Annotated in this window: 25 protein-coding genes, 2 tRNA genes and 1 pseudogene; 22 read left to right on the plus strand and 6 right to left on the minus strand. The window is 48.5% G+C overall.

Annotated features, from left to right (window positions below):
• Window positions 1-159: 159 nt before the first annotated feature.
• The 11 genes and pseudogenes from tsaE to murI all read left to right on the plus strand — a co-directional run bounded on the left by tsaE (window position 160) and on the right by murI (window position 9,824).
• Window positions 160-660: a tRNA (adenosine(37)-N6)-threonylcarbamoyltransferase complex ATPase subunit type 1 TsaE gene (gene tsaE, locus H5985_RS01505; protein ID WP_205049557.1), complete on the plus strand. Its 501-nt coding sequence runs from the start codon at window positions 160-162 to the stop codon at window positions 658-660.
• Entirely contained in the window at window positions 636-2,006 is a 1,371-nt protein-coding gene (locus H5985_RS01510) for an N-acetylmuramoyl-L-alanine amidase (protein WP_205049558.1), read from the plus strand. Before tsaE ends, H5985_RS01510 begins: the two co-directional genes overlap by 25 nt.
• 97 nt (window positions 2,007-2,103) lie before the next feature.
• A complete protein-coding gene (gene fba, locus H5985_RS01515) occupies window positions 2,104-3,168 on the plus strand; it encodes a class II fructose-bisphosphate aldolase (protein WP_205049559.1) in 1,065 nt (354 codons plus the stop codon).
• Window positions 3,169-3,227: 59 nt separating this feature from the next.
• Window positions 3,228-3,617 carry a diacylglycerol kinase gene (locus H5985_RS01520; protein WP_205049560.1) on the plus strand — a complete coding sequence of 130 codons (390 nt, stop codon included), beginning with the start codon at window positions 3,228-3,230 and terminating at the stop codon, window positions 3,615-3,617.
• A gap of 130 nt (window positions 3,618-3,747) precedes the next feature.
• On the plus strand, window positions 3,748-4,635 hold the full coding sequence (locus tag H5985_RS01525) for a phosphoribosylaminoimidazolesuccinocarboxamide synthase (protein WP_205049561.1): 888 nt from the start codon (window positions 3,748-3,750) through the stop codon (window positions 4,633-4,635).
• A gap of 82 nt (window positions 4,636-4,717) precedes the next feature.
• A complete protein-coding gene (gene purE / locus H5985_RS01530) occupies window positions 4,718-5,212 on the plus strand; it encodes a 5-(carboxyamino)imidazole ribonucleotide mutase (protein ID WP_205049562.1) in 495 nt (164 codons plus the stop codon).
• Window positions 5,213-5,229: 17 nt separating this feature from the next.
• Entirely contained in the window at window positions 5,230-6,396 is a 1,167-nt protein-coding gene (locus H5985_RS01535; RefSeq protein ID WP_205049563.1) for a 5-(carboxyamino)imidazole ribonucleotide synthase, read from the plus strand.
• On the plus strand, window positions 6,396-7,376 hold the full coding sequence (locus tag H5985_RS01540) for an L-threonylcarbamoyladenylate synthase (protein ID WP_205049564.1): 981 nt from the start codon (window positions 6,396-6,398) through the stop codon (window positions 7,374-7,376). Before H5985_RS01535 ends, H5985_RS01540 begins: the two co-directional genes overlap by 1 nt.
• 15 nt (window positions 7,377-7,391) lie before the next feature.
• A pseudogene (locus H5985_RS01545) lies at window positions 7,392-8,132 on the plus strand (pseudouridine synthase); the annotation flags it as partial.
• Window positions 8,133-8,142: 10 nt separating this feature from the next.
• Window positions 8,143-9,030, plus strand: a complete 888-nt coding sequence (locus H5985_RS01550; RefSeq protein ID WP_205049566.1) for a DMT family transporter — start codon at window positions 8,143-8,145, stop codon at window positions 9,028-9,030.
• Entirely contained in the window at window positions 9,027-9,824 is a 798-nt protein-coding gene (gene murI / locus H5985_RS01555) for a glutamate racemase (RefSeq protein ID WP_205049567.1), read from the plus strand. Before H5985_RS01550 ends, murI begins: the two co-directional genes overlap by 4 nt.
• 1 nt (window position 9,825) lies before the next feature.
• Here murI and H5985_RS01560 read toward each other — a convergent pair whose 3' ends face one another.
• The 4 genes from H5985_RS01560 to H5985_RS01575 form a co-directional block, all read right to left on the minus strand.
• Window positions 9,826-10,242, minus strand: coding sequence for a thioesterase family protein (locus tag H5985_RS01560; RefSeq protein WP_205049568.1), 417 nt, complete (start codon window positions 10,240-10,242; stop codon window positions 9,826-9,828).
• Window positions 10,226-10,849, minus strand: a complete 624-nt coding sequence (locus H5985_RS01565) for a cyclase family protein (protein WP_205049569.1) — start codon at window positions 10,847-10,849, stop codon at window positions 10,226-10,228. Before H5985_RS01565 ends, H5985_RS01560 begins: the two co-directional genes overlap by 17 nt.
• Entirely contained in the window at window positions 10,846-11,922 is a 1,077-nt protein-coding gene (locus H5985_RS01570; RefSeq protein WP_205049570.1) for a DUF72 domain-containing protein, read from the minus strand. Before H5985_RS01570 ends, H5985_RS01565 begins: the two co-directional genes overlap by 4 nt.
• Window positions 11,923-12,151: 229 nt before the next feature.
• Window positions 12,152-12,742: a BAR domain-containing protein gene (locus H5985_RS01575; protein ID WP_205049571.1), complete on the minus strand. Its 591-nt coding sequence runs from the start codon at window positions 12,740-12,742 to the stop codon at window positions 12,152-12,154.
• Window positions 12,743-13,012: 270 nt separating this feature from the next.
• Between H5985_RS01575 and purB the strand changes: the two genes are divergently transcribed.
• From purB to rbr, 4 genes are all read left to right on the plus strand, one after another.
• Window positions 13,013-14,377, plus strand: a complete 1,365-nt coding sequence (gene purB, locus H5985_RS01580) for an adenylosuccinate lyase (protein WP_205049572.1) — start codon at window positions 13,013-13,015, stop codon at window positions 14,375-14,377.
• 177 nt (window positions 14,378-14,554) lie between these two features.
• Window positions 14,555-17,227 (plus strand): aminopeptidase N, encoded by a 2,673-nt coding sequence (gene pepN, locus H5985_RS01585; RefSeq protein WP_205049573.1) that lies wholly within the window; start codon window positions 14,555-14,557, stop codon window positions 17,225-17,227.
• Window positions 17,228-17,248: 21 nt separating this feature from the next.
• Entirely contained in the window at window positions 17,249-18,241 is a 993-nt protein-coding gene (locus H5985_RS01590; RefSeq protein ID WP_205049574.1) for a class 1 fructose-bisphosphatase, read from the plus strand.
• A 355-nt stretch (window positions 18,242-18,596) separates the two neighbouring features.
• Complete coding sequence (rbr, locus tag H5985_RS01595; protein WP_205049575.1) at window positions 18,597-20,645, plus strand: rubrerythrin; 2,049 nt, start codon at window positions 18,597-18,599, stop codon at window positions 20,643-20,645.
• 98 nt (window positions 20,646-20,743) lie between these two features.
• Here the strand turns inward: rbr and mscL are convergent, their stop codons facing one another.
• Window positions 20,744-21,226, minus strand: coding sequence for a large conductance mechanosensitive channel protein MscL (gene mscL, locus H5985_RS01600; RefSeq protein ID WP_205049576.1), 483 nt, complete (start codon window positions 21,224-21,226; stop codon window positions 20,744-20,746).
• 110 nt (window positions 21,227-21,336) lie between these two features.
• On the opposite strand from mscL, the gene H5985_RS01605 reads away from it, so the two are divergent.
• The 7 genes from H5985_RS01605 (at window position 21,337) to H5985_RS01635 (ending at window position 25,773) form a co-directional block, all read left to right on the plus strand.
• A tRNA-Gly gene (locus H5985_RS01605) sits at window positions 21,337-21,410 on the plus strand.
• Window positions 21,411-21,453: 43 nt separating this feature from the next.
• Complete coding sequence (gene trmB, locus H5985_RS01610) at window positions 21,454-22,176, plus strand: tRNA (guanosine(46)-N7)-methyltransferase TrmB (protein ID WP_205049577.1); 723 nt, start codon at window positions 21,454-21,456, stop codon at window positions 22,174-22,176.
• A gap of 18 nt (window positions 22,177-22,194) precedes the next feature.
• A complete protein-coding gene (locus H5985_RS01615) occupies window positions 22,195-23,046 on the plus strand; it encodes an undecaprenyl-diphosphate phosphatase (protein WP_205049578.1) in 852 nt (283 codons plus the stop codon).
• A gap of 300 nt (window positions 23,047-23,346) precedes the next feature.
• Window positions 23,347-23,823 (plus strand): EVE domain-containing protein, encoded by a 477-nt coding sequence (locus H5985_RS01620; protein WP_205049579.1) that lies wholly within the window; start codon window positions 23,347-23,349, stop codon window positions 23,821-23,823.
• Between the two features lie 85 nt (window positions 23,824-23,908).
• Window positions 23,909-23,984 (plus strand) — tRNA-Thr (locus H5985_RS01625).
• A gap of 89 nt (window positions 23,985-24,073) precedes the next feature.
• A complete protein-coding gene (locus H5985_RS01630; protein ID WP_205049580.1) occupies window positions 24,074-25,123 on the plus strand; it encodes a methionine ABC transporter ATP-binding protein in 1,050 nt (349 codons plus the stop codon).
• Window positions 25,120-25,773, plus strand: a complete 654-nt coding sequence (locus H5985_RS01635; protein WP_205049581.1) for a methionine ABC transporter permease — start codon at window positions 25,120-25,122, stop codon at window positions 25,771-25,773. Before H5985_RS01630 ends, H5985_RS01635 begins: the two co-directional genes overlap by 4 nt.
• 66 nt (window positions 25,774-25,839) lie before the next feature.
• Here H5985_RS01635 and H5985_RS01640 read toward each other — a convergent pair whose 3' ends face one another.
• A complete protein-coding gene (locus H5985_RS01640; RefSeq protein ID WP_205049582.1) occupies window positions 25,840-26,298 on the minus strand; it encodes a hypothetical protein in 459 nt (152 codons plus the stop codon).
• Window positions 26,299-26,368: the final 70 nt, after the last annotated feature.

Below are 26,368 nucleotides of genomic sequence, written 5' to 3' on the forward strand. Positions count from 1 at the left end.
TCGCCAAAATCCTCTTCCTTTTCTTTGTTGACTTCCTATCTTTGCTTCTTTGTAACGACTTGAAATTTTTTAGTCGAAGAAGGCATTTTTTCGTCCAAAAATAAGCGCTTACCTTTAAAATATTTTCCTTGTTTGAATTTATCTGAGTGGCTTTTCAATATGATTCTTTTGCCTTCGCCCGATGATACGGATCGATTGGGACAACTGTTGGCGCAATGCCTGACTAAATTTCGCCCAAATGTTGTTCTTCAGGGCTTTAACATTCGATTGGAAGGCAATTTGGGTGCTGGCAAAACCAGTCTCACCCGCGCCACGCTTCGTGCACTCGGTGTCACCGGCAGAATCAAAAGCCCGACTTTCACACTTTTGGAAACTTATCCGATCGATTCTGAAATTGAAGTGTTTCACTTTGATTTCTATCGTTTCGAAACACCTGAAGAATTTTTGGATGCGGGTTTTCGCGATAACTTCGGCCCGGGTCACATCACGTTTTGCGAATGGAGCGAAAAGGCCGGCGAATGCTTGCCGCCCGCCGATCTGACGATTGAATTAGAACCCCACGATGACGGTCGGTCTGTTCAACTATCTGCCTCATCTGACTTAGGTGTAAACGTTTTAAGCGAATTGAAAAAACAATGGCCCTCTCCCGTAGAACTTTAATTAAAACCACGACAGGAACACTGGCTCTGTCACTTTTGCCTGTACGTGCGACTCAAGCCGCGCAAATGGTGGATGTGCGTATGTGGCCGGCCGAGGAATATACCCGCGTAACGCTCGAACATGATGAGCCGATTAAATTTAAATATTTCCTCGTTCGCTCACCCATGCCCTATCGCTTGGTGGTTGATATCGAGGGGCTGACACTGACGGCCAAACTACAGAAAATGATTTCCGATGTCTCACCTAATGACCCTTATATTCAGGCGGTGAGAATCGGTCAGTACACACCGAGCGTTGTTCGCCTGGTCATGGATCTTAAAAACGAGGTCCGACCGGAAGTGTTTTCTTTAAAACCGATAGCCAATTACAAGTACCGTCTCATTTTCGATATTTACCCCGTCGACAAAGACCCCATTGCAGGCGTGATCGCCGGTCTCAATGACAAGTCGAAAAAATCAGATCCGGTGGGAGACTTATTAGCGAAAAATCGTTCCCAGTCCTCAAAGTCGACAAGCAGCGCAGCTCAAAATAAACCCGCTCAATCAACGGGCCAACAGGCCGTTTCGCCTCAGAAAACCACTCCTCAGAAGTCTCAGCCGACACAGACTAAAAAGCCGGCTCAAACCAAACCTGCGTCCAAACCCAAGCGTGACATTATTGTCGTGGTGGACGCCGGTCACGGCGGTGAAGACCCCGGAGCAGTGGGTAAAAGAAAAACGTACGAAAAGCACATCACTTTGTCGATTGCCAAACGACTGGAACGGTTGATCAAAAAGGAAAAGGGCATGAAAGTTGTCATGACCCGCACGTCCGACCACTTTGTCAGTTTGAGTCAGCGGGTGATGATTGCTCAAAAAGCGAAAGCCCACCTTTTTGTGAGTATTCACGCTGATGCTTGGACGAAACCCTCTGCCAAGGGCGCCTCGGTTTACGCATTGGCCGAACGCGGCGCGACGAGCTCTGCTGCCATGTGGTTGGCTAAAAACCAAAATGAAGCCGACTTGATCGGCGGGGCCAACTTCAAAGAAGTGGATAAAAGACTGCAATCTGTTTTAGTCGATATGACGACCTCATGGAAGATCAACTACAGCCTTGAATTGGGTCACAGTGTGCTGCAGTATCTGGGCAAAATCAATACCTTGCATCGCAGACAGGTTGAGCAGGCGGGCTTTTTAGTCCTTAAAACGCCGGGAGTCCCCTCCATTCTTGTTGAAACCGCCTTCATCAGCAATCCGCAAGAAGAGCGCAAACTGAAAACCGCTGCCTATCAGCAAAATGTTGCGGAGGCTATTTTAAAAGGCATAAAAGCTCAGGTTAAGAAAAATGACTCTATCATGCAGGGCTGATCGGAAAAGTTTTGCAACGTTGTTTTGTTAACAATTTAAAGCTTAACCGCTAAAATTACCTAATCGTATTGATTTTTAACTCTAGGACATCGCAATCATGGCTATTGTCTCTCTACGTCAATTACTGGATCACGCTGCTGAAAACGGTTACGGCGTTCCGGCTTTCAACGTCAACAACATGGAACAGGTTCAGGCCATCATGACGGCCGCCCAGGAAGTAGGCGCCCCCGTCATCATGCAGGCTTCGGCCGGTGCCCGTCGCTATACGGGTGAACTTTTCCTGAAGAACCTCATTCAGGCGGCTGTTGAAACCTATCCGGATGTCCCGGTCTGTATGCATCAGGACCACGGCCAAAACCCGGCCGTCTGTCAAGGCGCTATTCGCATGGGCTTTTCTTCAGTCATGATGGACGGTTCACTGCAAGCCGACGGCAAAACCATTGCCAGCTACGACTACAACGTCAATGTGACGCGTCAGGTCGTTGAAATGGCTCACTGCATCGGCGTAAGCGTGGAAGGCGAATTGGGTTGCTTGGGCTCTTTGGAAACGATGAAGGGCGACAAAGAAGACGGTCACGGGACGGACGCCAAGATGACTCGTGATCAATTGCTCACGGATCCCGATCAGGCAGCCGATTTTGTCGAAAAGACCCAATTGGACGCTCTGGCCATTGCGATCGGTACGAGCCACGGCGCCTACAAATTCACGCGTAAGCCCACCGGCGACATTCTGTCCATTGACCGCGTCAAAGAAATTCACCGCCGTCTGCCCAACACCCATTTGGTGATGCACGGCTCGTCCTCTGTTCCCCAGGAATATCTGGCTGAAATCAGAGAGTTCGGCGGCCAATTCCGTGAAACTTATGGTGTTCCGGTTGAAGAAATTCAGGAAGCCATCAAGCACGGCGTGCGCAAGGTCAATATTGACACGGACATCCGTTTAGCAATGACTGCAGCCGTTCGTCGCTTCCTGGTCGAAAATCCGACGAAGTTTGACCCCCGCGAATACCTCAAGGCTGCACGCCAAGCTGCTTATGAGCTTTGCAAGAAGCGTTACCTTGAATTCGGTTGCGAAGGTCAAGGTGCCCGCATCAAGCCGATTGATTTGTTCTCGATGGCTAAGCGCTATGCCAACGGCGAATTAAAGCAAAACGTCATCTAACTGTTTTTGACCGATAAAAGAGGGGGAAACTTCCCCCTCTTATTGACTGCAAATATCAAATGTCTGACGCAAAAGATCTCAAAGGTAAAACCGGGGTTAAACGCCTCACCAATGCATTTTTTTACTCTAAAGACGGTTTTGCCGCAGCGTATCAATCGGAAGAGGCATTCAGACAGGAATTCTGGCTTTTAGTGGTCGGTTCGATCATTGCCTTTGTCTTACCAGTTACTCTGCTACAGACGGTGGCTCTTATTGCTGTTTTGCTGCTATTGCTGATTGTGGAAATCCTTAATTCTGCCATTGAAGCGGCCATTGATCGGATCGGCACTGAGATTCATCCCTTATCCAAACGTGCCAAAGACATGGGCAGCTGCGCAGTACTGTTTGCCTGTTTCCTGGCAGCCATTGTCTGGATTGCTGTTGTTGTCGATTGTTTTTTCCTGAATTGACGAGCTTGTTGTTTTTCCGTTAAGACGAATCTGCTCAAAAACACTCGCAGCGACGTCAAAAACCGCTAGAATGTATCCGTTAAGCAGTTGGCAGTGGGCCAACCCATTTTTCAAACGGAATCAAACGATCATGCCCATTCTTGATACTTCTTTGCACTCCTTAAAGCGCATCTATCGCGGCAAAGTCCGCGACAGCTATGAGCTCGACGATGACAAATTGCTGATCATCGCAACGGACCGCATCTCCGCATTTGACGTGATTCTTGACGATCCCATTCCTTACAAAGGTATGGTTTTGCAGGCACTCACGGATTTTTGGTTTGATAAGCTCAAAGGCATTGTGCCGAATCACTTAACGGGCATTGATCCCACTACGGTCGTTGCCGAGGATGAAGTCGAACAAGTCAAGGGCCGTTCTGTAGTTGCCATGAAGCTCAAACCCATTCCTATTGAATGCGTCGTTCGCGGCTACATCATCGGCGGCGGTTGGAAAGACTATCAGGCGACCGGTAAAGTCTGTGGTATTGAGTTACCCGCCGGTCTCAAGCAAGCTCAGAAACTTCCCGAACCGATTTTCACGCCGGCAGCCAAGATGGAAGTGGGCACGCACGATGAAAATATCTCCTTTGAACAAGCCGTTGAATTGGTCGGTGAAAAGATTGCCAACCAAATTCGCGATTACTCGATTGAACTGTATACGCGTGCAGCCGAGTATGCCCTCACCAAAGGTATCATCATTGCGGATACAAAGTTTGAATTCGGTCTGGATAAGGACGGTACGGTGCGCCTGATGGACGAAGTCCTCACACCTGACTCTTCCCGATTCTGGCCTGCCGATCAATATCGTGAAGGCATTTCGCCGCCTTCCTTTGATAAGCAGTTTGTTCGCGATTGGCTCGAGACGCAAACGTGGGATAAAACCCCTCCGGCTCCCCGGGCTCCTGAAGAGATTTTGGAAAAAACCTCCCAGAAGTACCGTGAAGCGCTTCGCCGACTCGCCGGTCGTGATGTGGCTTAAAAAGGTCGCTTAAATGTATCCGATGGCGCGGAAGAGTCCTTTCTTTCCGCGCCCTTCTTCTTTTTTAATAGGTAATCTGACTATGCAAAACAATCCTGTTGTCGGTGTTGTCATGGGGTCAAATTCTGACTGGGACATCATGAAAAATGCTTGCGATATTCTTCAGCAATTTGAAGTCCCGTTTGAAGCCAAGGTGGTTTCCGCTCACCGCATGCCGGATGAAATGTTCCGTTACGCCGAAACGGCCCAAGAGCGCGGTCTCAAAGTCATTATTGCCGGTGCGGGCGGCGCTGCTCACTTACCCGGCATGCTCGCCGCCAAGACTGTTGTCCCGGTTTTAGGCGTACCGATTCCCTCACGCTATCTTCGTGGTGAAGATTCTCTGCTGTCGATTGTTCAAATGCCCAAAGGCGTTCCCGTTGCTACCTTTGCTATCGGTGAGGCCGGTGCAGGCAACGCCGCACTTTTTGCCATCGAAATGTTGGCAAGCGCAGGCTGCCCTGAAATGCAGAAAAAGATTGCCGAATTCCGCAAAGCTCAGAACGAAAAAGCCCGCAACATGATTTTGCCCCTTTAATAAACGGACACATCACGATGCAGAAAAAATTTCCCTTAAATCCCGGAGAAGCGCTCGGCATGATGGGCGGTGGCCAACTGGGTCGAATGTTTGCCATCGAAGCTGCTTACATGGGTTATCACGTCACGGTATTGGAGCCCGGTGAGTTGCCGCCTGCCGCTGAAGTTTCACTTCATCATATCGCCCGTCCCTACTTGAGTGAAGAAGGGCTTGATGCATTGGCCGCCGACACCGCTGCCGTCAGCACTGAATTTGAAAACGTCCCGGCACAAGCCTTGGATCGCTTGGCCCAAAACGTTTTTGTTGCTCCTCCCGGATCGGCTGTCGCAGTCGCACAGGACCGCAACAGTGAAAAGCATTTCATTGAGAGCGTAGCCCACGTTCCTGTGGCACCTCACTGCCGCATCAGTGCTCAATCGGATATTGAAGCGGTAGAGGATTCACTTTTTCCTGCCATTTTAAAAACAGCCCGCCTGGGCTATGACGGCAAGGGACAAGTCCTCGTTGACTCCCGCCAAGATCTCACACGTGCCTTTGAAAGCCTTCACAAGGTTGGCTGTATTCTCGAGAAACGATTAAAGCTTTTTAAAGAAGTCTCAGTCATTGTGGCTCGTTCGGTCAACGGACAAACCGCCACTTTCCCGGTGTGCGAAAACAAACATCGAAACGGTATTTTGGCCGTTACCGTGATGCCTGCGCGTGTGAGTGAAGCCATTTCCATGCAGGCTCGCCGCTACGCCACACAAATCGTCGACGCTCTGCACTATGTAGGGGTACTTTGTGTGGAATTCTTTGTCCTTGAGGACGGCAGCCTCGTTGCCAATGAAATGGCTCCCCGTCCGCACAATTCCGGACACGCCACGATTGATGCTTGCTGGAGCAATCAATTTGAACAGCAACTTCGATGCATGACCGGCCAACCACTGGCCGATACCACTCAACACAGCCCTGCAGTGATGTTGAATTTGCTGGGAGACATTTGGTTTGACGGCGACAAGCCCAAACAACCTCAGTGGTCTGCCGTTTTGGCGATTCCCGGTGTGAAGCTGCACCTCTATGGCAAAGCCCAAGCCCGCCACGCCCGTAAAATGGGACATGTGACCTGCCTCGGACACACGATCGAAGAAGCTCTTGATCGGGCGAAAAAAGTTGCCAAAATTTTGAATTTACCGGAGCCGCAATAATGCAACCTGTTGATGAACGTGCCATACGAGCTGCTGTTGATGTCTTGGAATGCTCGGGACTGGTCGCAATGCCCACAGAAACTGTCTACGGACTTGCAGCCAATGCCGAGGACGAAAAGGCCGTAATGAAAATTTTTGAGGCTAAACACCGCCCCACGACTCATCCTCTGATCGTTCACATCACGGGCGAAGAAGCACTGGATCACTGGGCCCGAGAGATTCCTCAGAGTGCCTACGTATTGGCAAGACGCTTCTGGCCCGGACCGCTCACTATGATTTTGAAAAAGAGTGATTCTGTGGGCGATTGGATTACCGGAGGTCAAGACTCTGTGGGTCTTCGTTGCCCCTCTCATCCTTGGGCTGTCGCGCTGATCAAGTCTTTTGCGGGCAAACACCATCGAGGATTGGCAGCCCCTTCTGCCAACACTTTCGGTCGGATCTCCCCCACAACAGCTCAGCACGTCAGAGACGATTTGGGAGAAAAACCCAAGGGTAAAGTCGACTTCATTCTCGATGGCGGCGAATGTGAAGTGGGAGTTGAATCAACCATCATCAATCTGAGCGGTGAACACCCCGAAATTTTGCGTCACGGAGCCATCACCCGAAACATGCTTGAAGAGGCTCTCGGTTGTGCTGTACCCGACGGAGGAAAAGACTCACCTCGCGTTTCCGGCTCATTAAAGAGCCATTATGCGCCCAAGACCAAAGTCATTCTGTGCGATGACCTGGTCTCTGAGCTCAAAAAGTACGGGGATAAAAAAATTGCCGTCATGGCCAGTGCACGATCCCTTGCACAGACACCTGATCACGTCATCAAATGGTTTGTCGCCCCGGATAATGCCACGGCCTACATGCATGATCTGTACGTTCGTCTGCACGAGCTTGATCAGGCCGGTGCCGACTTGATTTTGATTGAAACGCCTCCTACGGGTGATGCCTGGAATGCCGTTCAGGATCGCTTATCCCGTGCCGCTGCTTAAGCCATGTCAGAAGAACTTGTCAGACTCTCCAAACGCATCAGTGAACTCGGTATCGCCTCGCGTCGCGAGGCCGATGCCTGGATTGAAAAGTGCTGGGTCAAAGTCAACGGAGAGATCGCTACGCTCGGCATGAAAGTCACTCATTCCGATCGGATTCAAATATCTTCCAAAGCGAAAAACGAGCAGAAAAAACTCGTCACGATTTTGCTCAACAAACCGGTAGGGTACGTAAGCGGTCAGGCCGAAGACGGCTATGAACCCGCTAAAGTTCTGATCACCGCCCAAAATCATTGGGTAAAAGATGATGCACCTATTCGATTCTCCCCCTCGCAACTGAATCATTTGGTACCTGCCGGCCGACTTGATATTGATTCGGTAGGGCTTTTGGTTCTGACTCAAGACGGACGTGTTGCAAAATCCATTATCGGAGAAACCACCGATCTGGAAAAAGAATACATTGTGCGTGTAGCCGCGCTTGACGGATCGCGCCCGACATTAAGTGCAGAGAATCTTGCGCTCCTCAATTTCGGATTGCAGCTTGACGGCAAACCTTTACTACCGGCCAAAGTCTCCTGGCTTAATGAGGATGAACTGCGTTTTGTTCTGAAGGAAGGGAAAAAAAGACAAATTCGCCGCATGTGTGAGGCCGTAGGTCTGAAAGTTCTTCGCCTCAAACGCGTCCGTGTCGGTCGGATCGTTCTCGGTCATTTACCGCTCGGTCAATGGCGTTATTTAAAACCCGGCGAAAATTTCTGAACACTTCAGTATGCACAACCGCTCGATATTGGCTCAGCTTCTGTTGGTTTTCGTCACACTCTTGTGGGGCTCGACGTTTCTGACTCTTCAGATAGCTCTGACCTGGGCTGATCCTGTGGTTATCGTCGCATTGCGCTTTGTCATCGCCACCGGCATCCTCACTTGTCTTCTCAGAGGCGAAATACTGAAAATCTCCCGCTACGAGTGGAAGGCCGGAATAGTAGTGGGAATTTGTATTTTCGGTGTTTACACCCTTCAGACAATCGGCTTGCAATCTATTGCCAGCAGCACTTCGGCTTTTCTCACCGGACTTTATGTCGGCTTTGTGCCGCTTTTGCAATGGTTGATTTTTAAAAATGCCCCTCAACCCATAACCATTGTGACAATCGTGCTCGCCTTTGCCGGCATGACCCTTTTTGCCAATCCCTTCTCCGTAAGCTTTTCCGGTCAAATGGGAGAATGGATCACCGTTTTAAGTGCGCTTATCTGTGCTGCTGAAATTCTTTCAATCAGCTATTTCACGAAAGGTTGTCGACCGCTTCAACTGAGCTTTACTCAACTGATCACTGTTGCTTGCCTGGCATTATTGACCCTTTTGTGGCACGAGCCTTCTCGTCCCACAGAATGGACGTCAGGACTTTTTATCTGCGTCATCGCCTTAGCGGCCATTGTCAGTTTTGTGCAATTCGGGATCGGTTGGGCTTTGAAATACGTTCCTGCCATGCGAGCGACACTCATCTATGCATTGGAACCGGTATTTGCAGGTATTATCGGGTGGTTCGCCGGTGAACAGTTCGGCTTATCGGAACTGTCCGGTGCTACACTGATCATCTTTGCAGTTCTGATCAGTGCCTGGCGTCCCAGTAGCGGCAAGAAAAATAATGGGGAAACATTATGAGGCAAAATCAACCGATCGGTTTTTTCGATTCCGGCTGGGGCGGTCTGTCCATCATGAAAACAGCTCGCCAAATACTACCATCGGAAGATTTTATTTACGTAGCCGACTGCGCCAATGCTCCTTACGGCGACCGTACTCACGAATTCATTGTTGATCGGGCCCGCAAAATTGCCCGTTTTCTTTTTGAATCCCAACAGGTCAAAGCACTGGTCATTGCCTGCAACACGGCAACAGCCGAGGCCATTGATACATTAAGAAAAGAGTTACCGCAAGCTCTGATTGTCGGCGTTGAACCAGCAGTCAAACCGGCCGTCGCGTTATCGAAAAAACAGTGCATCGGTATGATCTCCACAACCCGTACCGCCACATCCGATCGCTACCGTCAACTTCTCAAGCGTTACGGACAAAATTCTCACATCCTCTCAACGGGCTGTCCGGGATTAATGGACTGTGTGGAAGCTGGAGAATTTGACACAGCGACCACTCGTGAGCTTTTACACCGCTATCTGGATCCTATGCTTGAAGCCGGAATCGATACTTTGGTTTTAGGCTGCACGCACTACCCGTTTTTGAGCGATACGATCTCATCAATTGTCGGCCCTGAAGTAACCCTCTACGAACCGAGTCTTGCTGTCTCCAGACGCCTTCAGATGCTTTTAAAGGATGCTCATGCTCTGAGAGAAAATCACCGTGGTAAGGAATGCTTTTACGTCAGCGGACTCAATGAGCAAAGAAAAAGTGTGGCCCGCCGTTTATGGCGCAATGCCACACTTTTTGAAAATCTGGCAGTTTGACTCAGGCTTCTGTCAAAAATGGAGTCATCCGCTCACGAAGTTTTTCAGGAATGGGGGTCGATTTTCTGCTCACGGGATCAATGCAGACCATGACTTCACGACACTTCACGTGAAGGGCTTCGCCCTTGTAAAACTCAATTTCTACTGTAAAGGAGCTGTTGCCGATATGACTGACCCAAAGGCGCATTTCACCTTGATCCCCGATTGTAAAGGGTTTGAAAAAATCCGAGTGAACGGAAACAACCGGGATTAAGACCCCGAGCTCAGACATGCGTTCCCAGGGCAGTTGCATTCCTTCGCGGAACCAATCTTCCGTTAAGCCGTTAAACAATACAAAAAAATTGGGATGAAACACAATGCCGGCAGGATCACAATGCGCAAAACGAATCATGCAGGACTTTTTAAATACAGCTCCCACTTTCACCACTCCTTTGATCGATTAATACTGCCCGCACTGGGCTTGCCTCCAACCCCTTAATTTTCAGAGGCAGAGCAATCAATTCATATTCGCCTGCCTGTACGGCAGATAGTTTAAGATTTTCCAAAATGAGAATCCCGGCGTCAATAGCTAAAACATGGGAGGGAAGTTTTTCATCCTCTGCCGGATCAATGCTGGGCGTATCAATCCCGATCACTTTTACGCCTTGCTCAATTAAAAACGCAACGGCATCGGCTGACAAATAACTAAACTCGTTCGTCCAGCAGCAAGGCCTGTTAAAGCCCGTTTTAATCAGCACCCGTCGTGCAGACAGCCTCGAAGGTAAATCTTCGGCAGTGATAACTTTTTTCCCTATTCTTTCAATGACCTGACACGGTCCGATCAGCTCTGTCAAAGCTATTTCGGAAACATCTCCCACACGGTTGAGGTGCTGAGGAGCATCCACATGTGCTCCCAAATGCGCACTCATAGTCAACGTACCGACACACACCTGAGATGAGCGGACAAATGACAAACTCAAAGGGGCATCGCCCGGATACACGGGCGATGCTTCTGTAATCAAGGGAGAGATATCAAGGATTCTCACAGGTTACGGGGATCCAATTGAGCGTCTTTTTCGCTCGACAGTTTATTGACGACCTCTCGAGCAATTTCAATCATTGTCAACGGAGCACAACCTTCGGCCTTATTATTGGTAATCACAAAACTCTTTTGCCCGGATTTTTGCGCAATGTCCAACAGATGAACGATACCGGAGCGGGTAGCAAGATCCGGATGAACAACACGGTTAAACGGCGCATAGGTCATCTTGGCTACACCGTGACGTTGAATGGGATTTAAAGACCAACGAACTACCAACGGTCCCTTCATCTTCCAATCCTCTCCTTGGGCCTCCGGGTCTTCGTAATAACGCAAGGCCGCCGTTTGACGGATGACATCCGGCATGGAGGGATGAACCCCGACAACCAAACGTACTCCGCTCGGACGCAAGGCATTCAATAAACGTTTTGTATAAATAGAAAGCGTACGGACTTCAACCGCATAGACGGGATGTTCCCCTTCCACTTCTTTCGGCAAGTCTGCGAAAAATTGAGCAATTCGATCAATGTAGCTGTAACACTCAGCTTGGGTGGGTAAAAGCGGTCTGGGGATGGGAGACAATTGAAAGACCAAGGGACCCGCGTTTTCTCCCAAACCGTTAATCACCGGATACACAAATTCATGCATGGCTGCGTGCAAATCAAGGAAATCCTGATTGAGGGAACGGAAACGTCCCTTAGGATCACGCTTGACGGCATCGGTCACACTTTGCGGAGCCTTGATAAGAAAACGGAATTTTTCGTCCACCTGAGCAGCCATGGCAGCGTAGGACATTTCATTGAGAGTGCCGAAAAACGACCAATCGATACCAACGGCACGCAAAACCGGGTGCTTGCAATACGCTGTCAATCCCCGTTTGGTTAAATCCTCTACTCCACTTGTTTCACCCCAAACGATTCCCTTCCAACCCGGAAAATTCCAACTGGCACAACCCAGATAGATGGAAGAAGGTAATAAGCGACCTAAACGCAAAACGTCTTGAGAAGGGGTAACCGGAGTAATGGGGGAAGATGTCACTTCATCAAAACTGTAAGGATCTGTCGTAAATTGATCAAACATAACTTTCCAATCTGTATATCAACAAACAAAAATAAAGCCGAATGACTGCTTTTTTTAGTATACGTCCGAAAATTCAACAACATAGGACGAAAAATGAGTAATTTTGCTCAGAAGATTGAAAAATAGCAGAAAAAATTTTCTACTTCAATGTCTGAAGTTGAGCAATTGAGACAAAAGTTCGGTTGCAGCTCATGGCGGGAATTTTTTTATTTCCCGCCATTGATAAATATTACAGACGAGGACCACGAGGAGGACGAGGTTGTGCGCGCGGGGCCGGAGGTTCTAAAAGGCTACCGGTGTTGACGATGTAGTCAAATTCGTGCATCTTCTCTTGTCCGAACACCTTTTGTAATTCGGCTCGAGCCTTGACGTAACCGTCAAACGCCTGAGCATGAGCACTCATAAAAGCACTGCGTGCCTGAAGTCTTTCCTGCCGGTTTTGAGGTGCTTCACCCGTTTTCCAGCGATCATATCGTGTCTGGGCCAAATCGGCATAGGCTTTTTGCATCTGCTGCCATGCCTTTTGCTCGTTGCTCTTAATTTCTAAAACAGATCCGACTTCCGTCATGAAGTGCTCTGCCTCTGCACGATCCATACCGAAAGTGCGCACTCCCAAACCGTAAGGAGCTTGAGCCCGAGCACGGTGGTGAGGCCCGAAGCGAGGAGCGTCTCCACGCATCATGCAGTGAGGCCCTTCATCGTAGTGATGCCAACCCGGCGCTCCGGCACCCCAACAAGGAGCCCCATGCCAAGCAAAAGAAGCCAGCGGAATAAAACCGACGGAAGCTACCGCAGCGATCAATAATGTTTTCTTTGTCATATTTGCTCCCCTACTAGAAAAATGTCCCCTGCGAGTCGTTGCTGTCAGGCAGGGGGAAAAGACTTTAGCTTGTTTGTTAATTGCAGTGTACGGATCAGTTAAGCAACAATCTTTTGGCAACTGTGTGATTTTGTTATTAAGCTCAACAGATGCTTATCGGCTCAATCTTAAAAATTTCAAGCAAAATCAGGCCTTCTTACCAATAGACTGAAGCTTGCTTTTGATACAATGAGGACGTCGTATATTTACATTTTTTCAGGACTTTACAAAATGGAACTTTCTGCATTGACTGCTTTGTCACCGCTTGACGGTCGTTACGCCCGCCAAACCGAATCGCTGCGTGGTATTTTCTCTGAATCTGCCTTTATGCGTGCCCGTGTTCGCGTCGAAGTCGAGTGGTTGATTGCTTTGTCTGAAGCTCAACTGCCCGAGCTCGATCACCTCTCCGATCACGGCAAAGCCTACCTGCGCGGACTAGTTGAGAATTTCACGGTTCAATCCTGTCAAGAAATCAAAGACATTGAAAAAACAACCAATCACGACGTCAAAGCCGTTGAATATTGGATCAAAGAGCAAGTCTCTCACGACGAAGAGTTAGCCCGTGCCAGCGAATTTGTCCATTTCGGCTGCACCAGTGAAGACATCAACAACACTTCTCACGCTTTGATGCTCTCCGAAGGTCGTCAAGAGCTCGTTGCGTTCCTGCGCAGTATCCATCAGACTCTGGTGGAAAACGCCCATCGCTGGGCCGAAGTTCCGATGCTGTCCCGTACCCACGGACAAACAGCCTCTCCGACCACAATCGGTAAAGAATGGGCCAACGTAGCGATGCGTCTCAAACGCGCAATCGAATCGATTGAATCGGTAACGATTCTGGCCAAAATGAACGGTGCCGTGGGTAATTACAATGCCCACACCATCGCTTACCCGGAAAAAGATTGGGAAGCCTTTGCCAAGAAAGTGGTGGAAGAACGCCTGGGGCTCACCTTTAATACGCACACCATTCAGATTGAGCCTCATGACTACATGGCCCAGCTTTTCGATGCTATTGTTCGTGCCAACACTATTTTGCTTGACTTAGACCGCGATATTTGGGGTTACATCTCCATGGGCTTTTATAAGCAAAAACTCAAGGAAGGCGAAGTGGGTTCTTCAACCATGCCCCATAAGGTCAATCCGATTGACTTTGAAAATTCCGAAGGCAATCTCGGTATCGCCAACGCACTTTTGACGCACTTGGCTCAAAAGTTGCCGATTTCCCGCTGGCAGCGCGATTTGACGGACTCTACCGTTTTGCGCAATCTCGGTGTCGCTTTCGGCTACTGCTTCGTGGGCTACAACGCCTTAACGCGCGGCTTGGGCAAACTGCAGCTCAATGAACAACGTGTCGCAGAAGACCTCGATCACGCCTGGGAAGTGTTGGCTGAAGCCATCCAAACGGTGATGCGTCGCTACGGTGTGCCGCACCCCTACGAACAACTCAAAGCCCTCACTCGCGGCAAGGGCATCACGCCGGAAACAATTCACGAATTTGTCTCCCAGCTGGATATCCCTGCCGAGGCAAAAGAGCGTCTGATGAAACTGACCCCTGCCACCTACATCGGTAAGGCAGTTGAATTGGCTAAGCGCGCCTAATCCGCTTTGTTTGTTTTTCGGCCCGGGAATCTCCTCCGACGAGGTTCCCGGGCTTTTTTAATGCCATCAAATCGTGTCGTTAAAATCTGCACGCGATAGCGGAAATTTCATCATCATATGCTTACAATGTGAAAGTTGAAACACTAAAAAGCGTCTTGATTTTCAGAGGTTTTGAGCATGGCGTCGGCTACCGTTTATCGCAAAGATTACATTCCACCCACTCATTGGGTTGATTCAGTCCATTTGGAGTTTGATCTCCATCCCCAACAAACCCACGTTCACAGTACCTTGATAATCCGCCCCAATGAAGATCGGATTAACAATGACCTTGTTTTAAACGGTCGGGATTTGGAATTGGTCCGTATCGTCATGGACGGGCGTGAATTGGATCGGACCGAATACACGCTGATGCCCAACGGTGACATTGTTTTGCGTGGAATTACCAAAGAAATCAAGCTTGAAATTGAAAATATCATCAATCCTCAAGCCAATACCTCACTGATGGGTCTTTACCTTTCCAAAGGTAATTTCATGACTCAGTGCGAAGCCGAAGGGTTCCGACGCATCACTTATTACCCGGACCGCCCGGATATTTCGGCCAAATTTACTGTCCGAATCAACGCTCCGAAATCGGTCTGCCCGGTGCTGCTCTCTAACGGCAACCTTGTTGAGGAAGGTGAACTTGACGGCAACTGGCACTACACCTGTTGGGAAGACCCGTTCCCCAAACCCAGCTATCTTTTCGCCTTAGTGGCCGGGAACTTAAAGTGCCGCGAAGAAAAATTTCAACTGAAAAACGGCAAAAAAGCACTGCTTCAAATTTGGGTCGAGCCGCAAAACCTGGATAAAACAGAATTTGCCCTTGAAAGTCTCAAGCGTGCCATCGCTTGGGATGAGGAACGTTTCGGACTCGAACTGGATCTTGAACGTTTCATGATCGTCGCCACGGATGACTTCACCATGGGTGCGATGGAAAACAAAGGACTCAACATTTTCAATTCCCGCTGCGTACTGGCAACGCCTGAGGTGGCTACCGACCGGGATTTTGCCCGCATTGAAAGTGTGATCGGTCACGAATACTTCCACAATTGGACCGGGAACCGTGTCACTTGCCGTGACTGGTTCCAACTCACGCTTAAAGAAGGACTCACTGTTTTCCGTGAACAGGAGTTTGCCGCCGACATGTTAGGCGACAGCACGGCGCGCGCCGTCAAACGCATTGAAGATGTGCGTTATTTGCGTGACAGACAGTTCACGGAAGACGCAGGCCCCATGGCTCACCCGATTCGTCCGGAATCCTACGAAGAAATTAATAACTTCTACACGACTACCGTGTACGAAAAAGGTGCCGAAGTCATCCGTATGCTGCAAACCCTTTTGGGTAAAGACGGCTTTAAACGGGGACTGGAACAATACATCCGAGACCATGACGGCTCGAGTGCTACTTGCGAAGATTTTCTCAACGCCATGGCAGAAGCCAACATGCGTAATTTGTCGCAATTTACCCGTTGGTACTCACAAGCCGGCACTCCCCACGTTCGTGTTCGCACGCATTGGGATGAGCGCAGTGCCACGTACACCATTACCCTGTCGCAATTCTGTCCGCCGACTCCGGGTCAAACGAAAAAAGAACCGTTCTTTATCCCGTTTGACGTGGCGCTCTTTAACAGCAAAGGCAAACCGATTGCTTTGCAATTGCAAGCTGAAACGAACGCAAAAGGAACTTCGCGCGTACTGGAACTGACCGACGAGGAACACTCCTGGGTGTTTGTGGGCGTCAAAGAAAAGCCGATCCCCTCATTGGCAAGAAACTTCTCCGCTCCGATCATCGTTGACTACAACTATTCGCCTGAAGAACTTGTCTTTTTAAGTCAGTGCGACAATGATGCGTTCAATCGAGCCCATGCCATGGAAGAGCTTTCTCTTTTATGCATTAATGAGATGGTGAGTGATTATGAGCGCGGCACTCGCATGGTCATCAATCCTCACTACAGAAATGCCTTCGAGTCCATGCTCACGGATAAGAGTATCTCGCCGGCATTTAAGGCTATTGCACTGACCTTACCCAGTGAGACGCGCATTGCCGAAGCCCAACCGATGATCAATCCCATTTCGATTCGAGCAGCTATCCGTTCACTACGCGAACAATTGGGCCGCCAATTCTCGCATCTGATCATGCGTGTATTTGACGACAATGCCCCCAATCCCGTTTACTCACCCAATGCAGCCGACGCCGGCAAGCGTGCGATGCGTGCATTCTGCTTCGAACTGTTGTTAGCGGGCGGTAATGCCAAATCTCTGCTTCGAGCCAGACAAATTTTTGAAACAAGTAAAAATCTGACCGAAAGACTCGACGCTTTGCGAATCATTGTCAACAGTGCATCTCCGACGAAGTTCACCCTTTTGGAAGCAGCAGAGACCGAATGGCGAAACGAACCCTTGCTGATCAATAAGTGGTTTACACTTCAGGCTACAGCGACTGTTCCGATGGACGAATGCCCGATTGTTGATGTAGTTCAAAACCTCGTAGAACGCTACCCAGGTTACAACGCCCACAATCCGAATAACGTTTACTCACTTGTGTTGGCTTTCTGCCAGAATAATCTGGCCGAATTCCACCGCCCCGACGGTGTGGGTTATAAATTCTGGGTTGAACAGGTTCTCAAACTCGACCGAATCAACCCTCAGGTTTCAAGCCGCCTAGCTCGCTGCTTGGACGGCTGGAGACGCTACACACCGGAGTGCTCTAAATTGATGTTCAGTGCACTCAAATACGTGTACTCTCAACCCAATCTGTCGACTGACCTTAAGGAAGTCGTCGGCAAAGCGCTCAATAACGCTACCCATTAATTTCGAGAAGGACTCATAAAGATGGCAAAAACTTTAGACCTTTACCTGCATGATCTGGAAGTTCACCACCAGGTCGATCCTCGACTGACCGCTTTGATCAATCATCTGGCCTGTACCTGTAAAGAGATCAGTTTCAAAGTCAGTCAAGGTGCCCTAGCAGGCGTCTTGGGCTCAGCAGGCAGTGAAAATGTGCAAGGCGAAACTCAGAAAAAGCTTGACATCATTGCCAATGACATCATGTGCCGAGCTTGCACGGAAAGCGGCTTTGTGAGCGGGGTAGCCAGCGAAGAAATGGATCATGCGCTGCAGGTTCCTGAAGACTGTGAAGTCGGTCCGTATCTGGTGCTTTTTGACCCGCTCGACGGTTCCAGTAACATCGACATCAACGTTTCGATCGGTACGATCTTTTCCATCCTACCGGCAGGCGAAGCCCGTCGTCAGGTCAAAGACGAAGATTTCCTGCAATCCGGTCGCCATCAATTAGCTGCCGGCTACGTCATCTACGGTCCTCAGACTCAACTGGTTTTCACCTTAGGGTTCGGTACGACTCTCTTTACGTTAGACTTGGGAACCGGCAATTTCTACCAAACGGTAGAAAAACTGGAAATTGCTCCTCAAGCCAAAGAATTTGCCATTAACTGCTCGAATATGCGCCATTGGGAAGCGCCCGTGCAACGTTATATCACCGAGTTGTTAGCCGGTTCGACCGGTCCGCGCGGCAAAGATTACAACATGCGTTGGGTGGCTGCTATGGTTGCCGAAGTGCACCGCATCCTCAACAGAGGCGGTATTTTCATGTACCCGAAAGACAATCGTGATCCCTCCAAGCCCGGCAAGCTCCGCCTGATGTATGAAGCCAATCCGATGAGCTGGCTCGTTGAACAAGCAGGTGGTCGAGCAACAAACGGCAAACAAAATATTCTTGATATTCAACCTGAAGGTCTGCACCAGCGCGTTGCAGTCTTCTTAGGCGCTAAAGAAGAGGTGGAACTTGTAACGTCCTACCACAACTGAGACGGGGCAAATGGTTGTTATTGATTTTTTGATCAACTGGGTGTTACTACCCGGAATTATTATTTACGGCTTTGTCAGTTGGTCCAAGGAAAATCCGGATACAAAATTCTGGATTGAGCCCGAGGACGACAACAAGACAAAAAGCCCTCAGGCAAATCCTGACAAAAAATCTGAATTACGATCCTGATCTACAGGCGTTTTTGATAGACAAAATCAATCAAAAACGCCTTTTTGATAAACAAAATCTATCGGCCAAAGTTCAAACTTAAATTGAGTTTTAAAGTTTGACTTCTTATACTCTCATTTAACCCCTTTTTGACCCCTTTAAGCTCTACACTAGAGTTTGGGAGAAACTATGTCTAAACACGAGTCTATGGATGTTCGGGTTGCTGTGGAACCCGATAATCCGGCGTTGGCGCGCAACGAGGCCTTATGCGTCAATTGCTCCATGTGCCGTCAGGTTTGCGAAGACTATATCGGCGTACATGGACACTATGATTTGACTAAGACAGGCGACAAAGCCATTTGCATTCATTGCGGTCAATGCATCAATGTTTGCCCCACCGGCAGCCTTTTTACGCCAAACGAATATCCTCAGGTACAACAAGCCATTGATGATCCCGACAGTATTGTTGTGGTTTCAACCTCACCGGCCGTGCGAGTGGCCCTAGCCGAGGCTTTTGGATTAGAGGCTGGACGTTTTGAAGAAGAAAAAATGATCGGCCTTCTGCGTAAACTCGGTGCCGATTATGTCTTGGATACCAACTTTGCCGCAGACCTCACAATTATGGAAGAGGCCTCCGAATTGGTTGAGAGAATTACCAAAAAAACGGCTCCTTTACCTCAGTTTACAAGTTGCTGTCCGGCTTGGGTGAAATATGCCGAAACGTTTCACCCGGAAATCATTCCGAATATCTCCAGTGCAAAGAGTCCCATCGGGATGCAAGGTGCAACGGTTAAGACCTACTTTGCCCGTGAAAAAGCCCTGACGGCCAAGCAGATTGTTCATGTGGCACTGGCCCCATGCACGGCTAAAAAATTTGAAGTTCGTCGTGAAGAATTCAACAGCAGCGGCCGCTATCACGGTGATCCCGCTATCCGAGACACGGATTTTGTCATTACCACGACGGAATTAGCGGAATGGGCCCAATCCAAAGGCATCGGCTTTGATGATATCGAACCCTCTCATTATGACAACCTAATGGGAGAAGGGTCCGGAGCCGGCGTGATCTTCGGTAACACCGGCGGGGTAATGGAGGCGGCTTTACGTACCGCACACTACTTGATTACAGGAACAGCTGCCCCGACAGAATTTTTCGACCTTCAACCCGTCAGAGGCTTAACGGACGTTAAGGAAGCTCAGGCTCAAATCGGTGATCTGACCTTAAATGTGGCGGTTGTCTACGGAACAGCCAATGCTGGCAGACTGATTGAGCAGATCAATCGCGGCGAAAAACAGTATCACTTCGTTGAAGTGATGACTTGCCCCGGCGGGTGTATCTCAGGTGGCGGCCAACCCAAACTGAATTGGGGACAGGAAGATCTGACCCGTCAACAAAGAATTGATGCGCTTTACACTCGTGACCGTTCGATGGATATTATCCATCGTACCAGTTACGACAATGAAGAAATCAAGAAAATTTATGAACGTTTTTACGGCCATCCCCTTTCTGAACTGGCCGAAAAGCTTTTACACACGCACTACACGGACCGTAGTGCATCTTTAGGAGTTAAAAAAATGAAATACCGTTGCAAAGTTTGCGGTTTTATCCATGAATGCGATGGCGAATTGCCCGCCGACTACATCTGCCCGATCTGCAAAAAGGGTGTCGAATTTTTTGAATTGGTTGAAGAACCCAAACAAGGTTGCGGCAAATTAGCCGGCACGAAGACCGAAAAGAACTTGATGACCGCTTTTGCCGGCGAATCTCAAGCCCGCAACAAGTACACCTATTTTGCTGAAGTAGCCAAGCGTGAAGGCTATGAACAAATTGCCGCTATTTTCTTGCAAACGGCTCGCAACGAACAAGAACACGCCCGCTTGTGGTGTGACGCTTTAGGTTGGATCCAAGACACTGCCAAGAATTTAGGTGCTGCCGCTGATGGTGAAAACTACGAATGGACGGATATGTACGACGGCTTTGCAAAGGAAGCTGATGAAGAAGGCTTCCCGGAATTGGCTGCTAAATTCCGCGCCGTTGCCGCCATTGAAAAAGCCCACGAAGAGCGCTATCGCAAGCTCTTGAAGAATGTCGAAATGAAGCAGGTTTTTGAAAAGGCCGGTCAAACAATGTGGGAATGCCGTATCTGCGGTCACCTCGTTATGGGCGTGAAAGCTCCTGAAGCTTGCCCGGTTTGTGGTTACGCACAAAGCTACTTCGAAGTACGTGCTGAAAACTACTAGACCTGTCGCACTCTAAAGAGCTAGACAAAACCATTAAGGACCAGACCGGGATCGGAATGGTCCTTTTTTGTACTTTAATTAAAGCCTGCTTCGTCGGCTCAACGATGATTTTGCTGTTGTTTGAGCAGATCGCGGATTTCCCTGAGCAAAGCTATATCCTCAGGAGTGGGCGCAGGAACGGCAGCAGCCTTTCTCTCTTCTTCATGTTTGACCCGAAGCTTGGCTTGGGCGGCAGCACGAACTTTGCTGACAACACGTACCAACGTAAAAACAACTAAAGCCATCAAAAGAAAATGAAAAACCGCGGTAAAAAATGCCCCGTATCCGAACACCGCTGCCCCGGCTTTTGTAAGAGCCTCATAAGTCATCGGACCGGTGTAGTTTTCCGGCATTGAAAGAACAAGGAAAAAGTTTGAGAAATCCTGTGATCCGATTAAAACACCGAGAACTGGATTGATCACATCCTTAACCATGGAATTGACAATTGCTGTAAAGGCCGCTCCGACAATCACACCAACGGCCATGTCAATCACATTGCCTCGACTGATAAAAGATTGAAAATCCGAAATAAATTGTTTCATAGAAAAATTTCCTTGCAAAAAATTTAGCCGATTATATAAGTTTATTTTTCTACTCTGGAATTTGAAAAACCATTTTCCGAATAAATTCATTAAAATGACAATCCTGTTTCGCGGATGTAGCTCAATGGTAGAGCAGAGGCTTCCCAAGCCTACGACGGGGGTTCGATTCCCCTCATCCGCTCCACTTCTACATTGATCGCAACGGACCTGTGAGTCCGTTTTTTAATATGACCGAAAGAAAAATCCTGACCGCCGAAGAAATTGAAGCGTTCAAGAAAAAGCATATCCGCAGTTTTACCCTGCGTCGCGGCCATATCAGCCAAGCCCAAAAACGTGCTTTAGAAGAACTGCTACCCCATTATGCGGTTGAATACACTCAGAACCTTATGAACCCGGAAGAGATTTTCGGACGGAAAGCTCCATGGGTTCTGGAAATCGGCTGCGGTATGGGAGAAACAACCGCCGCCATTGCCCAAATGCATCCTGAAGTTAATTTCCTGGGCTGCGAAGTCTTTTCCGCCGGCGTTGGTGCTCTTGCCAAACGTTTGGACGAAATGTCATTGACCAACGTTCGGATTATTCAGCACGATGCCGTTGAGGTCGTCAAAGACATGATTGCGACGGATTCATTAGACGGCGTGCATATTTACTTCCCGGATCCTTGGCGTAAAGCACGGCATCACAAGCGCCGTCTTGTCGCACAACCGTTCATTCACGAGCTTGTCCAAAGAATTAAACCGGGCGGCTATATTCATTGCGCTACCGATTGGGAAAATTATGCTGAGCAAATGCTTGAAGTGCTAACAGGAGAACCTTTACTTAAAAATATGTACGAGGGCTACTCACCTGTTATGGCCAATCCCATCACCGAGCGGCCGATGACGAAATTCCACGCTCGTGGAGAACGTTTGGGACATGGCGTTTGGGATTTGGTATTTAAACGTCAATAACCGATGGATCGTTTCAGTATGGATATCGTCTACCAAATCAAAGCTTTTATTCTCGGAATTGTAGAAGGATTGACCGAATTTTTACCGATCTCTTCAACCGGTCACCTGATCATTGCGGGGGATTTGCTCAACTTCAACGGTCCTGAGGTCAATACGTTCAGCATCGCCATTCAAGCGGGGGCTATTTTTGCTGTCTGCTGGTTTTACCGAGTCAAATTGTGGAATATCCTCATTCACTTATTTGAACGGGGTAAGGATCAGCAGTTAGCGATTAATATTGTTGTGGCTTTTTTACCGGCAGCGATCTTGGGCGTATTACTTGCCGATTTAATTGAAGAGCTTTTATTCAATCCGATCACTGTTGCTATTGCTTTGGTTATCGGCGGTCTGATTATTTTTTGGATTGAAAATATGCATGCCAAGCGCACGTATGCTCCCCGCGTGCAAAACATGGATGATATGACCGTCAAGGATGCTTTTCTTGTGGGTTGCATGCAGTGCATTGCCATGATTCCCGGTACAAGCCGCTCGGGCTCGACAATCATCGGTGGCTTGGTATTGGGTTTATCCAGAAAAGCAGCCACAGAATTTTCATTCTTTTTAGCGATTCCGACGATTTTCGGCGCGACTGTCTATTCCTTAGCCAAAATTTTCCTACGTGTCTCTAACGAGCATAGTTTCGTATGGACCACTGACATGACAATCGGCTTTATCGTGGGCTTTGTGGTTTCCTTCATCAGTGCACTCATTGTCGTCAAGTGGTTATTGCGCTATGTTTCCAGCAACGATTTCAAATCATTTGGCTGGTATCGCATTATTTTCGGCTTTGTCATCCTCGGTACGCACTACAGCGGGCTGGTGCAATGGTAGTCTGAGGCGGTACTGAAACATTCTTTTTCAGTACCGCTGTCATTTTGTTTGTAATTTTGTTCATTCTGATCCAAAATTAACTTGTTCCCGGTAGGCGATAAGTTGCTTTAAGATTCCTTGTTCCAATGCTTAACCCAACCGGTTGCTGGGCTTGGGGCCGGCTGTGCGGAGGCACGTGTTGCTTCCCCGAAACCCGCCTCAGAGGCGACCACTCTTGATTCTTCGGACTCAGGATGCAAGGCAACCCCTATCGGGAACGTTTTCTTTTTATTTTTCCGAATATCCTTACACCGATATCCCATGACTAAAAAATTCTGGTTAATGAAATCTGAACCTTCCGAATGCTCTTTTGAAAGTGTCTTAGCCAGACCGGATAAAACCATTGATTGGTTCGGAATCAGAAACTATCAGGCAAGAAACTTTATGCGCGATGAGATGAGTGTCGGTGATGCGGTGTATTTCTATCACTCCTCTTGTCCTAAGCCCGGCATCGTGGGTCTTGCACATGTGGCGACAAAAGCCCACCCTGACGCGACGCAGTTTGATCCCGACAGTGAATATTTTGATCCGAAATCAGATAGAAATAACCCTCGTTGGGTGTGTGTTGACATCACGGCCGATGAAGCCGTGGAATTGATTGATCTGGCCACCCTCAGGCAATATTCGGAACTGACCGAAATGAAAATCCTGCAAAAAGGTAACCGTCTTTCCATTACGCCGCTGACTGAAAATGAATATTTCTTCATTTTGAACAATTTGGTCCGAAAGAAAAAATAAGAGAAATTTTCAAAAATAGTTTGCAAATCAAAAAAAACTACGGCATAATTCTGCTTCTCCCGAAACGGGAGACTGAAAATGGTAAGCCGGTTTAGCTCAGTTGGTAGAGCAGCGCATTCGTAATGCGAAGGTCGGGAGTTCAAGTCTTCTAACCGGCACCATCTCCTAAACTCGTCATCTGACGAGTTTTTTTGTTTCTACGCCTGTTTTTCTGTGTTAGGCTTTACATTTCTTTGTTTTCGGTACTCGTATGATTGATATCAGTCACCTCTCACAGGCTTTCACTTCCCCGGACGGTAAAACAGTTCATGCCGTCAAGGACGTGTCTCTACACATTAATAAAGGGGAAATCTTCGGCATTATCGGTCGATCCGGCGCCGGCAAATCTACGTTGGTGCGAACCATTAACTTTTTGAATCGGCCGACAGAGGGCACTGTTACAGTCAACGGTCAAAAACTCAATGAACTCAACGCTGAGCAACTCCGAACGATCCGCTCGAAAATCGGCATGATTTTCCAGCATTTCAATTTGCTGAGTTCTCGTACGGTTTTTGACAACATTGCCTTGCCGCTTGAGTTGCATAACACCGCAAAAGAAGAAATCGACCGGAAGGTCAATCATTTGATTGAATTGGTGGGGCTGACTGAACACAAAGATAAGTATCCCCGTCAACTTTCGGGCGGTCAAAAACAGCGTGTCGGTATTGCCCGTGCTTTGGCTAACGATCCGATGGTTTTGCTCTCTGATGAGGCCACCAGTGCGCTTGACCCCGAAACCACACGAGCCACTTTGGATTTATTGCTCAAGATCAATCAGACCTTAGGCGTAACCATCGTACTCATCACTCACGAAATGGAAGTCGTGAAACAAATTTGTGACCGTGTCGTTGTGATGGATAAGGGTGTGATTGTTGAAGCCGGTACCGTGCTTGAAGTATTTCGTCATCCCAAGCATGCCACGACACGAGCCATGCTGGCCGACGTTGTCGTTCACGATATGCCTCAACGCATTTACGACACCGTTCGTGATCGAATCAACGTCGCTACAGAAAACGGACGCTTTTCCAGACTTTTGCGATTAACATTTGTCGGCTCAGAAGTCACGTTGCCGGTTTTGTCCATCATCACCCGACGCTACGAGATCGATTTCAATATCCTGCAAGGCCAAGTAGAAGAGTTAAAAGGAACCAGTTTCGGCATGCTTACCATTCTTGCTGAAAGCCCCAACCAAGACAATTATGAAGCTGCCTTGCAGTTCCTCAAAGACAATCAGGTCGAATTTGAAGAGGTTGAACTATGAATGCTGATATCGTTGCCCTTCTAGGCGAAGGATTTATTGAAACCGTCATTATGGTAATCGGTAGCGGTGTACTGGGCAGCATCATCGGTATTCCGTTAGGTGTTCTGCTGCATGTCACCGATAAAGGCGGTCTTATGCCGAAATTGGCCACCAATGCTATCGTCGGAGTGATTGTCAACGCTATTCGCTCCACTCCTTTCATTATCTTACTCGTGGCAATTTACCCGCTCACCCGTCTTATCGTAGGGACGACGATCGGCACTACGGCAACACTGGTTCCCCTTGTGATCGGCGTTGCGCCTTTCATTGCTCGCCTGGTAGAAACCAGTTTGAGAGAAGTTGATCGGGGACTCATTGAAGCGGCTCAATCCATGGGAGCCACAGATATGCAGATCATTACCAAAGTACTGATTCCTGAAGCTATGCCCGGCATCGTAGCCGGTGTCACCATTGCTATCGTGACACTGGTCGGATACTCCGCTATGGCCGGAGCGATCGGCGGTGGTGGTTTAGGTGATATCGGCATCCGCTATGGTCACAACCGCTATATGCCTGATGTTATGTGGACTGTGGTTTTGATTCTTGTTGTTTTTGTACAGGTCATTCAAAGTTTCGGAGATTGGTGCGTCAGAAAAGTCTCCAAGCGCTAACAAATAATAAGCGGGCTTTCAATTTAGCTGAAAGCCCGCCGTCTGATCATTTCAAAGCTCTTCTTTTTATTGCTTCTGGTTGGATTCGATTTTCTTTTCACGAATCTCAAAATCCTTCCCCGCTGCCATCTCAACAAGTTGAGTCAATCGATCCTCCACTTCTCCCACACTGGCCGAAAGAGAATTCACCGTCTCATGAGCACTTCCCTCAACTGCTGACTGCAGGCCGTTGACCGCAGCCATTAAGGATGAATGACGAGAGGCGCTTTGATTTTGCAACTCTAAAATCTGCTTTTGCATCTCGCTCTTGAGCTCAACATAACGCGATTGCTCGGCCTTTTGCGCTAAGTCCCTTGCCTGCTGCAAAAGTTTGTTAACCCGACGTAATTCCATCGAAAGCGCAGCCTGTTGAACAAAACCGTAAACCAAACAAATCAGGATAACCAGCCCCGGACCTAACAATAAAATCAATCCCAACGGAGCTTGGATTTCAGTGTAAAGCAGGTTAACGGTGACATCAGCCATCACGCCTTCCCAATTCACAACCAGGAAAACAGAGCAAAGGACAAAGAGTAATAATAAAAAAACAGTTCTT

This window comes from Parasutterella secunda, assembly GCF_016901835.1.
Taxonomy (GTDB): Bacteria; Pseudomonadota; Gammaproteobacteria; order Burkholderiales; family Burkholderiaceae_F; genus Aphodousia; species Aphodousia faecavium.